The following is a 13128-nucleotide window of genomic DNA, read 5'->3' as shown; positions in this document are numbered from 1 at the left end:
TCCTTTCTTCCTTGCTTACGATTCCATTGGCCAGGTCAAGCGAACACAAACACCACCCTGAGCAGACTCACTGATAGAAATCTCTCCTTGCCCTGCGAACAAAGCTTCAACTCGCTGCTTGAGATTACTCAAACCCACACCTGAACCCATGTGCCCACTAACATGATTTAAGCCAACACCATTGTCTCTGACTTCAATCTGCAAGTTCTGTTGTTCGCGCTTGATGAGTAAACTGACTTCGCCGCCTTCTCGCTTTGGCTCAATACCGTGAACAATGGCATTCTCCACCAAAGGTTGCAACATCATCGGTGGCAGTTCTGTTGTTCCTAAACCGTCTTCTACTTCAATTTTGTAGCTTAGACGTCCATCCAGACGTATCTTCTGAATACTCAAGTAGGCTTCAATTAAGGCAATTTCATTCTCAATCGTGGTGTGCTCTTCTCGTGAGATTTTTAGCGTCGCACGTAATAGTGCGGTAAGTTGATCCAACATCTGCTTGGCCTTATCAACATCCTGGGACATCAACGCGCTGATATTTGCCAAGGTATTAAATAGGAAATGCGGTTCAATCTGGCTTTGCATCTGCTTAAGCTGACTTAGCAACAGTGCACGTTCCTGCTCTGCCTTTTCACGCTTGATACTCTCTAATTCACGCTGAGCAAGCGCTTCTTTCTCTCGTGAGTGGAAATAAAAGTAACACATGCCGCTGAATAACAAGCCCATCAGCAACACTGGCAGCATGCCCGAAATGCCGAAGTATTCACCGAGCCAAAACTGCGCATTAATGACGCCAAACAACAAACAGGCGGTCAGTGACAAAGCAATTTCTAGTCTACGAGGGATGCTAGGAAACAACTTGTCGACTAACCAAGAGAAGAACAAGGCGGAGTAACCAAAACCAAAGCTCACCAATACATGTACATAGTAAGGCCCCCCCCAAACAGACAATGTCATTACCGAGATAAACAAACAGAATAAAGTCGTGACAACCAAACTGCGTAGCCATCCACTTTCTACCATTAACTTAGCTGAATACATTTAGAATTTCCCTTTGATGTTAAATACAATCATATGCTTATCATTGATTTGTGCGTAAGCAGATTGGTCGTCTCCGGTTAAAAAGCGTGCGGCAACTTCCACTTCTACACTTTGATCGCCGGTATCAATCCATTGGTAATTAAGCCACTGCGTGACAATCACACCGCCATCTTGTGGCGACAGCATCACATCCAACGTAGGGGTTACATCACTTAGCCAGCCCATATCCGCTTTGCCGTTCCATGCAGCCCATGCTTCTACATCCCAACTCCAGTGCAGCATTACGTTATGCTGAACGATATTGGCATGCTGAAACCCTTGGGCGTAGCTTGTCGCAAGTAGAGCACTGCTAGCCAACAGAGAGTTGTTAGGATCAGGGATCCGAGAGAGTAATTCGCCACGCTCTATTGCTTGTTGCCATTCGCTTTTCGACCATGCACGGCTGTCGTACCAATACTCAGCAATCACGTTATGTCCGGCTTGGTTTGCCCAGTTCAATCCAACTAAGGCTTGGAATGCGCTGCCCTGCTCCTCAACTGAAACGGGTTGGTAAAGGTCATCTTGCTGAAACTGATAGCCGACACTTTGCTTTTGCCACAGCATGGAACCGTGCATGGCGATGGATTCATCCCACACCGCAATGGCACTGGCGCCAAGTAAACCTCGGCGCACATCATCGTAATAACCAATAAGTTGATACTCGGTGTCACCCACCAGCGCATAACGGCGGAGACCAACACCTTGCTGCTCTGCAGCTTGATCAAGTGCACTTTGGTCTTGTTGTCCCCAGCTTGAATCCGTCGCAATGACAGTCCACTCGCCTGCCATATCATAGTGTGAAAGTGAAAACACGCCCGCACCCTCTTCTGCGACCAAGCCAACAGGGTTTTGTCGATAAGGCTTAAACAGATCCAAAGGTCGGTAGCCATAACCCACGCCCCAATCCACGCGCAACTTACCTAAACTCACATCAAGGGTGGTATCACCGACTTGCCACTCCCCTAGCCAAGCCAGCTCTCGAATCAACAGTTGATTATCTGCTTCACTCCACCAGTCACTCTCCCCTTGTTGATTGAGGTACAAACCTTGGCTATACAGAGCAAACAAGCCACTGAAGTTCTGATAATTCACCTGCACATCCAACAGTGCATTAAGTGAATCACGAGAACTGCCCTGCGCCTGTATAAATGCGCTGTCACGCTGCTTGGCAGTTTCATAACTGACAGCCCAATCCCACTCAAAACTCAGTTCGTCATTGGCAAAAACTGGGGCTGCCGCGCCCACACACAATGAGGCAGAAATCAACAAACTGGTGCTTTTGTTAAGGTTAGGCTGGCGCGATTTCATGTGACTTCCTTGCTCGTTTTCATGGTTCTATTTACGAAGCTCAGACTAAAGCTGAGTCGTGTTGGCTTTAGGCAAATAGCTTGGGTTGTAGAACTTGTTATCCAGCTGCCAAGGCACGATCTCTTGATACTCGATAACGGTCTTTTTGCTCGGCTGAATGCTATCAAGCAAGGTCATCTCACTGACGTAGTCTTCACCGTTGTCGGTTGCACGTCCGTATTGCGCTTGCTTGGCGAGTTTGCCAGAGCGCAAGTAAAGATCGGCTTTGATAGGAAACGCATCTTGCTCAGACAACCACAAGTCGATCTTCTGATAGCTCGCCCCTTTGGTCTTCGCGGTTAGAGCAAGATGATAAGCCGCGACACTTTCTCCGTTCACCGAAACGGTTTCTGTCGCTTTCCATTCACCTTGATAATCTTGGCTCCACGTCAGGGTTGAGATGTCGCCGATAGACGCTTCCCCAAGCAGCTTTTGCATCGGCGTAATGCGAATCGGACGGCGGCTCTTAGGCATTTGCAGCCAGTAGTTGTCGCCCATCATCAGCATCTTTTGCCCAGCTTCGACTGCTGATTTGAACACCACCAACGATTCACGATTTGGACGTGTGTACACGTGGTAAAGGCGGGTTTTATCTAACTCTTTGTCTTGATATAAGCGCACCAGTGACACCACTTTGGAGGAGTCATCTTGCAAGCGGTAGCTGTCGGCTTTTTCAATCAATTGCGCAACTTGCTGTGCATCTAACGCTGTTTCATTCGCACTGACATTCATGCTTACAACGCCGCTTGCCGTCAGCAATGCAATTGGTAATAGTGATTTGAAATTAAACATAAATCAGTGCCTCCGTAATTGGCTTGTTCACCCCTTTGCGCGCCGAGAAAAACGCCGCAACCAAACAAATCATCAATACTGCGAATCCTGCGACGGCCACCAGCTCCCAAGAGAAGTAAATCGTTAATGGGTAACCTTCTGTGCGTCCTGGCGGTGGCGGCATTTGCACATCCACGACCATCAGTAAGACGGTAACTAACGCAGTAAACAAAGCGCCGATTAAACTACCAATCACCGCAAGTAACCCTGCTTCGCGCAAGAACCCAGCAATGATTTCGCGAGGGTAGCTACCAAGAGCCGACAAGGTGCCAATTTCACGAGTACGCTCAGTCACCGACATAGTCATGGTGTTGAACAGCGCAACAAAGACCACCAGCGCCATTACTGCACCCATGATGCCGAAGATACGGTCGTACAAATCTTTCACTTTGAGATAGAAGAATGCACGTTCTTGCCAAGGCGTAATCTCAATATCTTGGTCACCAAAGTTCTGCTTTTGCTTACTCAGAACCGAAGCCACTTGTTGCTCGACTTGGCTCGTTAAACTGGTATCGAACAGGAAGACCGATAACGCACTGACTTTGTCTGAACCGAGCAGCGATTGCGCGCTGTTGATGTGCACGTAAAGCTGGCGTTTATCAAGCTCTGGTACGTCGGTTGAATAGATGCCACGCACTTTGAAGTCATACGCGTTCAATGCGCCGTCGGTTGTAGTCGCCAGCAAGGTGATCCAATCGCCAACGTGCACGCTTAGGTTGTTCGCCAAATCAACGCCGAGCATCACTTCTGGCTCTGCTGGGTCATAACGCGATGCATGAATGTTGGATAGCGTCTGCCCTTCACGCACATCCAAAAACGGTCCTTTCATATCGAATTCGCGCTCGTTCACGCCAATGCCGATAAAGATCGATGATTTGTTACCGTTGGAAATCAAACCGCTGAACTCAACTCGTGGCTGCACGCCTCGTACTTCATTCAGCCCAATCAATTGCTTGGTAATGTCGTCTGCATGAGTTAAACCGTTACTCAGTGGCATCTCTTCTTCTTTGGCGAAATAACCCGGCGTGGTTAACGTCAGATGCCCCGTGTCACGCGCTGTCGATTCTTTCAAACTGTCGTAGGTGTACAGACCAAAACCACCCGCACTGGTTAAGGCAAACACGGCAATGGCGATGATCAGCATCGACAACAAACTGCGACGGCGATTGCGTTGCAGGTTCAACCAAGCAAGGCGAACCGAAACAGGAATTAGCTTGCCCATGAAATCTCCTCTACACTTGCGTGCGTTTGGGTAATTTTGCCATCCACTAACTCAATGGTTCGATCGCAGCGAGATGCCATACGAGGGTCGTGTGTGGCGACGATAAAAGTGGTGCCAAGCTCGTGTCCGAGCCCTTTCATAATGTCGATGACCTTGTTGGCAGTTTGGCTATCAAGGCTTGCGGTTGGCTCATCAGCAATCACCAACGCTGGTTTGTGTACTAAGGCGCGCGCAATTGCCACGCGTTGTTGCTGACCGCCCGATAAGTTGTCGGGCATGTGATGAATAAACTCGCCCAAGCCAACGTGTTCTAACATTTGTGTGGCGAGCTCGGTTTGTTCTGCTTTTGAAAAGCCGTTGAGATGCAGCGGATAAGCCACGTTCTCTAACGCCGTCATCACGGGTACAAGGTTGAATTTCTGGAACACAAAGCCAAGCTTTTCACGGCGCATTTTCGCAGCTTGCATTTGTCCGGTTGGGTATGGGCTACCGGCAAATGTCACCTGACCTTGGTATTGAGTATCCAGCATGCCAAGCACGTTAAGTAAGGTGCTTTTGCCTGAGCCAGACGGTCCGCATAATGCCACCATTTCGCCGGCAAACACTTCATCAGACACGTCTCGCAATGCACGCACCGTTTGGCTGCCAAGAGCGTAATCGCGACTAAGTTGATTAAAAACGATCATGACGCCTCCCTAATACTTCGCTAGCAGCGCTTTCGCGGTTTGCGTTTCTAGATTGCTGTCGCCCAACTGCTCCATTTGCGCTAACCATGTTTTGGCTTGTTGAACATCTTCAGCTCGTAGTGCTGCTTCAATGGCGTAGCGATAAATCCAAGACGTTGCCGCAAAAGGTTGCTGACTAAAACTCGGTTCATCAAGCAGAGAAAGGTACAGCTCGTAACCACGCTCAAAGTGATTGAACATGTCCGGCAGAGCAGTAAAGGTGGTGGCTGCCATGGCGGTGGCTAGTTGGTATTCCGGCAAGCCTTGTAAGCGTTGTTGTTCTTGCAGTGGTATAGGCTGATTCGCCATTAAATCCAAACCTTTCTGGATAGTGGCAAGACCGCGCTCGGTGAACTTCATCTTGTTCCAAGGCATAAACGCCTCACGACCTTGCAACGTCTCAGCACTGCCTAAATACACCAAGGTCACCGGCGTTGCGCCCTGCTCTTCCAGTTGTTTGGATAGTTCGCCGTAAACGGTATCAACCAAACCAGAATCACCCTGCGCTGCTTGGTTGAACTGACTGAGTGTGCGCTCGCTTGGGTTAGCCAGAGCCAAATTGCTGCTGAGTGCAAATGCGGCGATAAACGTACTTGCCAGTTTAAGAGTTTTGATTGAGCGAGATTGAGAAACCATCATGTACTGTCCTTAGTTGAACGTGATTTGATGGTTTCAGATTAATGGAGAAGATCGCACGCTGCTTTTGCATGCGACCAATGGCAGTTATTTAGAATGAACGGTTGTTTGCTGCGATGGATGACATTCCCTTCTTAAAGAGAGCATATATCCCTGCTTGTTTGTAAGCGTCCATCTTTCACCACAATAGGAATAAAAATACTGGCTTAAAACCTGCGTCTAGTGTATTTATCCATTCCACAGCTTTCCAAGCAGCTTACCCATAACAGACGACATCGACGCTCCTCTCATACACACCTTTGCATGGTGTCTGTTATTTCCAAATAGGATTCTTAGCATCGGAATAGTTCGAACTCTCGAGTTCTGGTTGTTTTCGCGCTCGAACTGGGTGCGTTATTAGGTCGTAGAAAATGAATAAGCGTTTTTTCCCCAGGGTCGATTTGCCACTGCTGATGGCGATCATTCCGATCATGCTATTGAGTACACTAACACTTTGGAGTGCCAGTGGCTTTAATGAGGCCATGCTCTTCAAGCATTTAGCACGCTGCGGACTGACCTTGGTTTGTATATTGGTCATGTCATCGATTCCCGCCGCTAGCTATCAACGCTCAGCTCCATATCTCTACATTATTGCGGTTGCGCTGCTACTTGCTGTCGCTTTGTTTGGCGATAGCACTAATGGTTCTCAACGTTGGCTCGATATTGGCTTTTTTCGCTTTCAACCCTCGGAGCTAATCAAACTCTCGATTCCAATCATGATCGCGTGGATGCTACATATTGAAGGTGGCAGACCAGATAGTAGGAAAATCGCATTCTGCTTACTCATCACAATGATTCCTGCTGGGTTAATCGCGCTACAACCGGATTTGGACGGTGCAGTTTTTACCGTCATTTACGCCTTATTCGTTTTATTTTTAGCTGGCATGAGCTGGAAAATAATCGGTGGCTTTGTCGCGAGTATATTAACGTTGGCGCCAATTTTGTGGTTCTTCGTCATGGAGACGTATCAAAAAAGCCGCGTTACTCAGTTCTTGCACCCGGAGTCGGATCCGTTAGGTTCGGGCTACCAAATCATCCAATCTTTAATTGCGATAGGCTCCGGCGGAATGAAAGGCAAAGGTTGGATGAATGCTACGCAAGGAACACTTGGCTTTATTCCAGAAAGTCATACGGACTTTATTTTTTCGACTTATGCCGAGGAGTGGGGTTTTGTTGGTAGTTTAGTCTTACTCGCACTGTACTTGTTTATTACCGCGCGCGCCATGTTGCTTGCATGTCAGTCTGACCACTTTTTTAGTCGGCTTGTGAGTGGTGCATTAGCGATGAGCTTTTTCCTGTATGCTTTTATCAATACAGGCATGGTGAGCGGCTTGTTGCCAGTAATGGGAAGCCCTTTGCCGTTCTTTAGTTACGGCGGCACGGCCATGCTGACGCAAGGCATCTGCTTTGGTGTGATCATGTCACTGTGTTATTCCAAATATCGCAACGCATAATGCTGCTAGCAAAGAGTGTGATCAAAAAAGGCTTCCCTCGGGAAGCCTTTTTACAATGGTGGAAGCTAAGAAATTATAGCTCTGCGTTGTGGTAAACCTGCTGAACGTCGTCACAGTCATCTAGAAGATCTAGGAATTTCTGGAACTTCTCAGCATCTTCACCCGCTACTGGCGTGTGAGTTTGAGGAACGAAAGTGATTTCTTCCACATCGATCGTTAGATCTGGGAACGCACCATTTAGTGCTGTTTTCGTCTTGAAGAACTCTGTATGAGGAGCGAATACAGTGATCACACCGTCTTCTAGCTCAACGTCAGTTACGTCTACATCTTCCATCATTAGCGTTTCTAGGATGATTTCATCATCGTCGCCTTTGAACTGGAATACCGCTTGGTGATCGAACATGTGAGAAACTGAGCCCTCAACACCAATTTTCGCACCCACTTTAACAAAGCATTGGCGTACATCTTGGAAAGTACGGTTGCCGTTATCGGTCAGACAGTCAACGATAACACTAGTACCGCCAGGGCCGAAGCCTTCGTAGCGTGCTGGTTGGTAATCTTCACCACCGCCGCCACTCGCTTTGTCTAGTGCTTTGTCGATAACGTGCGCTGGTACCTGATCTTTTTTCGCTTTCGCGATCAGGTGGCGAAGAGACAAGTTCATGTCTGGGTCACTACCGCCGTTTTTCGCGCACATGTAAATTTCTTTACCGTATTTGGAATAAACTTTAATTTTCGCGCCTGCAGTTTTCGCCATAGAGGCTTTGCGCACTTCAAAACTTCTTCCCATCGGGATGTCTCTCTAAATTCAAATTTAATGCGAAGGATTTTAGCAAAAAGCGAAACCTTTTCAATTTCGCTTAGCAAAGGAATGGGGAGGTTACCTCATTCGCCACATAGTTTTATACCGTTGTCACGATTCGCGTTAAGCGACACCCATTACTCGTTTGTACTTTTCGACCGATTGCTGAAAAAACGCTTTTTCATCAGCATCGTTAATCTTGGACAACTGTTCATCTATTGCTTCAGGACCAGATTTGGCCTCTCTGAGCTTCCAAACCAAAAACGACGCTTGTTTATCCAGTTCGATTTTGTTTTTTTCATCAGGCGGCAATAGGGATAGATTGAACGACATTTACAGCCTCAAGGTACTTTAAATACTAGCCGCGCACTATAGCATACAGAGTTACAATTGCAGAATAGAAACGCACTTAACTTGATCAATTTCAAGTTAACTATTTGGGACCCGCACTGATTTTCAGTGCTTTTGGTAAAAACTGCTCGAATATTTGATGCAACCGATCTTTGGTCACAGGTTTGGCGACAAACTCATTCATACCGACGTCAAAGCAATGTTGTTGATCTTCCTTAATAACATTGGCACTCAACGCAATAATGGGAACGTGTTTCCCCCACTCTCCCATTTGTCGAATACGCTCAGTAGTAATGAAACCATCCATCACTGGCATTTGGCAATCCATAAACACCAAGTCAAAAGCTTGCTTCTCACATAGCTGAAGCGCTTCTTCACCATGATTTGCGACGCTCACTCGAACGCCGAGCTTTTCCAACATAATACGCACGACTTTCTGGTTTACGATGGTATCTTCAACAATCAATACCCAAGGTTGATTGTCATGCTGGAGGCTGGTTTCATTATCTTCAACTTTTGGAAACGTCAAAACATTAGGTCGTTCCGAGTAGGTAGACCGTGCTTTTACTACAACTGGAATCGAAAACTCAAAACAACTACCAAGCCCCAACTCACTTGTCAGCTGGATTTCTCCTCCCATTAAGTTCACCAACTGAGCACCAATCGCCAAACCAAGGCCGGTACCACCGTACTTTCTGGTTGTGCTGCCATCGGCTTGTTGGAAACGTTCGAAGATCGCTTGTTGGTTCTCTTTCGCAATACCAATGCCAGAATCAACGACGCGAAATCGAATCATGGCGACATCATGCTCTTGACGTGTTAACTCAACAAGAAGCTTCACATGACCACGATCAGTAAATTTGATCGCGTTGCTCAACAAATTGTTCAATACCTGTTTTAAGCGTGCAACATCACCTTGCACTTCCGCTGGCAAGTGAGGATCAATATCGCTAAGCAATTGCAGATTCTTCTGCTTGGCTTTGACGGTATGTAAGCTGATCACATCATCCAAAATACGGCGCAGATCATAACTCGCATTTTCTAATTCGACTTTACCTGCTTCGACTTTAGAAAAGTCGAGAATATCGTCGATGATCGTCATTAAAGAGTGAGAAGAACTATCGATGATCTCTACAAACTCTTTTTGCTGAGGATCGAGTTTGGTGTCACCCAGTAATGAAGCGACACCAATAATGCCATTCATCGGTGTTCGAATTTCATGGCTCATAGTGGCAAGAAATTCACTTTTTTTGCGGTTGGCGACTTCCGCTCTATCTCTTTCTTCTTCAAGCTCAGTCTGATGTTCACGGACTTTCTCAACGCTTCGGTTGTATTTCTCCGCCAACACGCTCACTTCATCAAAACACCAACGCTTTGGGAGCGTAACTTTGCTTGGGACCTTCCCGCCACTAAAATCGCTCACGGCGCCGGAAAGCAGTTGGAGAGGATTGACCAAGAGGCGGAAGGCGACCCAAAGCACGCCAATTATGAGCAATAGGATCTTGATTGCTTCTGTCGTGAGCAAGAAAAAAAATTGCTGCCAAAGATCTTCATAAATCGAGCTCAGATCCGCCTGAACAGTCAATGTCGCCAGATCATAGGTTTTATCACCAACACGATATTGCATCGGCCAACTTCTTTCTACGACATCCTCAGAAAGTGCGGTGCCCAGTTCGACGATAACTTCATCTTCATTAGCGATACGTAAATAATCCACAGAGGGCATGCGCATTGCGCCCTCTGCTTGAGTGAGTAACAGCTCCCTATCCTCCACCCATAAGCTGGCAGAAAAGCTCGATAAGTAACTGGATTCGACCTGCTTTAGCTCGACGTGCAAATGGGCTAAATCTTCGTTAAAAACTCGATATAAACTCACAGCGGAAATGATGACAGTAAAGATTAAACTCAACGTTAACACCGCCAACATAAGTTGGTTGCCGATACTAAATCGACGTTGAGATCGCTCTTTTTCATCCATATGAAATCGCTCCGATAAACTTGCGCTACTCTAAATATAGCCACGCGCAAATAATAATCGAGGATACGATGAAAAGACTTCTACTTAGATTGGCTTTTAGTTTTATTGCGATAGGAACTTATGCTACTGCCGCTGAAGTGAACTATTACGTTATCGCCGACCAAGCAAGGCCATTTCAAATAGAACAACAGGGGCAAATGCATTCCGGGATTGTGACTGACATCGTCAGTGCCATTTTCGCTGAATCGGATTATCAGGTGAATTATCATACTTATCCGTTTAAACGAATGATCTCCATATTAGAAGAAGGTGGCGAACCAAACTGGCTAACTTACGGCAGCCCAAATTGGGGCAAGGTGCAATCAGAAAACTTGTCTGAAGAGCCCATTTACACTGTAAAACATGTATTGGTCTCTAGTAGTGAGAAACCGTTAGAGTTCAAGAATATGGACACCATGCATGGCCGATCTATCGTATTACTACTCGGTTTTGATTATCCTAATTTAATCCCATTCTTTGAGGATGGTAGTGTGAATGAAATACGCGTTAAAGATTATGATGCCGCATATAGAGTGATAACCCGAACACCAGGAGATACAGCCTTCGTCGAAATGGAATCACGTGTTATGTACAACTTAAAACGCCTCAATTTGTCGCTAGAAGATTTTCAGATCCAATCTTTCGACTCAGTTATCCCTGACTACTCGATCTATTTGGCCTTTTCGCCCCAAATGCAGCCAGAAACTCAGGACTACATCAATACACGTTTGGCTGAGTTAAAAACATCGGGTGAAATTGATGAGATCATTCAAAGGTATCAATAAATGACCTAACGAATGAAAACGCCAACGATTCTATCGTTGGCGTTTTCATCTATTGAGACATAGATGATGCTTTACTTGGTGTGATTGACAAACTTAGGATCAAACATGTGCCCTAATTTACTCGCCTTAGTTTGCAAGTAGTGTTGATTGCTTGGATTATTACCTTCCTGCAAGGGCACACGCTCAATGACGTTGATATCAACCGCTTTTAACGCAGCCAGCTTACGTGGGTTGTTCGTCATTAGTCGCACCGCATCAATGCCCAAATGCTCTAACATCCCTTTACAGAACGCGTAATCACGCATATCGGCAGCAAAGCCCAAACGTTCATTGGCTTCTACAGTATCGGCGCCATCGTCCTGGAGGTGATAAGCTCGAATTTTATTAATCAAGCCAATACCACGTCCTTCTTGACGCAAATAAAGCAGTACACCACATCCCTCTTCGACAATATTTTGTAGCGCCCTGTTGAGCTGAAAACCACAGTCGCAACGCGTACTAAACAAGGCATCGCCAGTAAGACACTCCGAATGCAACCGAATAAGCGGTGCTGCGCTGTTTGCAGGCTCTCCATACACGAGGGCAAGATGCTCTTTGTTCGTGGCAGTTTCAACGAAGCCATACATCATAAATGTGCCCCATTGGGTAGGCAATTTGGCTTTATCGATGAACTTCACGAGATTGTAGGGCTCGACATGTCTCAGCTCAGCCCGAACGTTCATCAGAATTTCTCCTAAATGATTTTCTCCTTTACCGTCTCCCCCATCCCCCCAAAAGGCATCTTTGTGAGAATGCTCTGTGAGACAAGCGTTACCCGTTCTCATTAACTGCTGCGCTAAAGGTGGATTTTGCAGAAACTTTTCTCTAACGATGAAAGCCATAACGGCCAACTTCATATCCTCCCAGTCACTTCTGACGAAATGTTCGTATTTTCGGCTTAAGGCGAATGCTTCATCGGGAGTGCTCGCGTGTTGAATTTTGCTTTGTAACTGCGCATCGAGGAACTTTTGGGCTTGATAATAATGTTCGCTGGTGGGCCAAGTTTGGGAGGATATATTGACTGGGGCATGGCAAAAATTGGAAAGAAAACCGTGGGGCTCATCGGGCTCATAAAAAAGGATTTGGTCAACCATACTCGCGCTCCTTGCTTTGTGGTCGCGATAATCAACAAAAAGCATATCGCTATTGATATATCTTTTAGTAACGCTAGGTAAGATTGTCAAACTTCTACACAGATGAAAATGAGTTTGGATCTAGAACTTTTTAGGTGAAAGAGAGGTGAATTAGAACGTTTGGATAAGAAAAATAAAGAGATGTGAGATGTTGTAGTGAGACGCTATGGCTAAAATGGAGCGAAAAATAAAAAGGGCAGCCCGACGACTACCCTATGGATTGCTATACCAAACTAGAGCAATCAGTGTATCAAGCCAAGCTCCCTTGCTTCTTCAATGGTCAATCCACTTTCACGGATTTCACGTAGCGCTTCAATGCGTCTTCTGGCTTCTGCTGATTTCACTGTTTTCTCAGGCTTCACAACGGCTTCTTCATCAGGTAATTCCCATTTGTGAGCGATGTTGGTCATCTCGTCATGGTCGATAGAATTAATGGACATATTTCCTCCGAACACACCATGTTTTCGATGCGTAATCTATAGCAAAACAGGAACGAGGTGGTAAGAAAAACTGTAGGGAAATGTGACCCCTCCCGCCCTTTCGTTAACTCCTTAATAGATCCATCATTTAAGTTTTGCCAAGGGGCAAATTTACGATTAGATTTGAGTAATTCCCCCTAAGAAAAGTGAGCTGATCCAGCTCTCAATTCTCGTCTTCCTTGACCTCATTA

Annotated in this window: 13 protein-coding genes; 2 read left to right on the top strand and 11 right to left on the bottom strand. The window is 46.3% G+C overall.

Annotated elements, in window-relative coordinates; translation table 11 throughout:
* Positions 1-15: 15 nt before the first annotated feature.
* The 6 genes from L3V30_RS11225 to L3V30_RS11200 are packed head-to-tail and all read right to left on the bottom strand — an operon-like array spanning position 16 to position 5841.
* Entirely contained in the window at positions 16-1038 is a 1023-nt protein-coding gene (locus tag L3V30_RS11225; protein WP_237308935.1) for a sensor histidine kinase, read from the bottom strand.
* Positions 1039-2385 (bottom strand): hypothetical protein, encoded by a 1347-nt coding sequence (locus L3V30_RS11220; RefSeq protein WP_237308934.1) that lies wholly within the window; start codon positions 2383-2385, stop codon positions 1039-1041.
* A 45-nt stretch (positions 2386-2430) separates the two neighbouring features.
* Positions 2431-3216, bottom strand: a complete 786-nt coding sequence (locus tag L3V30_RS11215; RefSeq protein ID WP_237308933.1) for an outer membrane lipoprotein-sorting protein — start codon at positions 3214-3216, stop codon at positions 2431-2433.
* The gene (locus tag L3V30_RS11210) at positions 3209-4477 is read right to left on the bottom strand and encodes an ABC transporter permease (RefSeq protein ID WP_237308932.1); all 1269 of its coding nucleotides are present in this window, start codon (positions 4475-4477) and stop codon (positions 3209-3211) included. Before L3V30_RS11210 ends, L3V30_RS11215 begins: the two co-directional genes overlap by 8 nt.
* A complete protein-coding gene (locus tag L3V30_RS11205) occupies positions 4465-5163 on the bottom strand; it encodes an ABC transporter ATP-binding protein (RefSeq protein WP_237308931.1) in 699 nt (232 codons plus the stop codon). The genes L3V30_RS11210 and L3V30_RS11205 overlap by 13 nt, the downstream gene beginning before the upstream one ends.
* Positions 5164-5172: 9 nt before the next feature.
* Complete coding sequence (locus L3V30_RS11200) at positions 5173-5841, bottom strand: hypothetical protein (RefSeq protein ID WP_237308930.1); 669 nt, start codon at positions 5839-5841, stop codon at positions 5173-5175.
* Positions 5842-6248: 407 nt separating this feature from the next.
* On the opposite strand from L3V30_RS11200, the gene rodA reads away from it, so the two are divergent.
* Entirely contained in the window at positions 6249-7331 is a 1083-nt protein-coding gene (gene rodA, locus L3V30_RS11195; RefSeq protein ID WP_237308929.1) for a rod shape-determining protein RodA, read from the top strand.
* A 73-nt stretch (positions 7332-7404) separates the two neighbouring features.
* Here the strand turns inward: rodA and L3V30_RS11190 are convergent, their stop codons facing one another.
* From L3V30_RS11190 to L3V30_RS11180, 3 genes are all read right to left on the bottom strand, one after another.
* Positions 7405-8121 carry a YebC/PmpR family DNA-binding transcriptional regulator gene (locus tag L3V30_RS11190; RefSeq protein WP_005392082.1) on the bottom strand — a complete coding sequence of 239 codons (717 nt, stop codon included), beginning with the start codon at positions 8119-8121 and terminating at the stop codon, positions 7405-7407.
* A gap of 135 nt (positions 8122-8256) precedes the next feature.
* Complete coding sequence (locus tag L3V30_RS11185; protein ID WP_176292162.1) at positions 8257-8466, bottom strand: DUF3283 family protein; 210 nt, start codon at positions 8464-8466, stop codon at positions 8257-8259.
* 100 nt (positions 8467-8566) lie between these two features.
* Positions 8567-10462: an ATP-binding protein gene (locus L3V30_RS11180; RefSeq protein WP_237308928.1), complete on the bottom strand. Its 1896-nt coding sequence runs from the start codon at positions 10460-10462 to the stop codon at positions 8567-8569.
* A gap of 68 nt (positions 10463-10530) precedes the next feature.
* Here L3V30_RS11180 and L3V30_RS11175 point away from each other — a divergent pair, with 68 nt between their 5' ends.
* Entirely contained in the window at positions 10531-11286 is a 756-nt protein-coding gene (locus L3V30_RS11175) for an ABC transporter substrate-binding protein (RefSeq protein ID WP_006740908.1), read from the top strand.
* Positions 11287-11357: 71 nt separating this feature from the next.
* On the opposite strand, the gene ribA is transcribed toward L3V30_RS11175, so the two are convergent.
* Together ribA and L3V30_RS11165 are read right to left on the bottom strand one after the other, a co-directional pair.
* A complete protein-coding gene (gene ribA / locus L3V30_RS11170; RefSeq protein ID WP_006740907.1) occupies positions 11358-12419 on the bottom strand; it encodes a GTP cyclohydrolase II in 1062 nt (353 codons plus the stop codon).
* Between the two features lie 281 nt (positions 12420-12700).
* The gene (locus L3V30_RS11165; protein ID WP_005392088.1) at positions 12701-12898 is read right to left on the bottom strand and encodes a hypothetical protein; all 198 of its coding nucleotides are present in this window, start codon (positions 12896-12898) and stop codon (positions 12701-12703) included.
* Between the last annotated feature and the right edge of the window lie 230 nt (positions 12899-13128).

This window comes from Vibrio sp. A1-1 (assembly GCF_021728175.1).
GTDB lineage: Bacteria > Pseudomonadota > Gammaproteobacteria > Enterobacterales > Vibrionaceae > Vibrio > Vibrio diabolicus.
The sequence above is the reverse complement of the archived record's forward strand: the minus strand, read 5'-3'. Positions and strand labels throughout refer to the sequence as shown.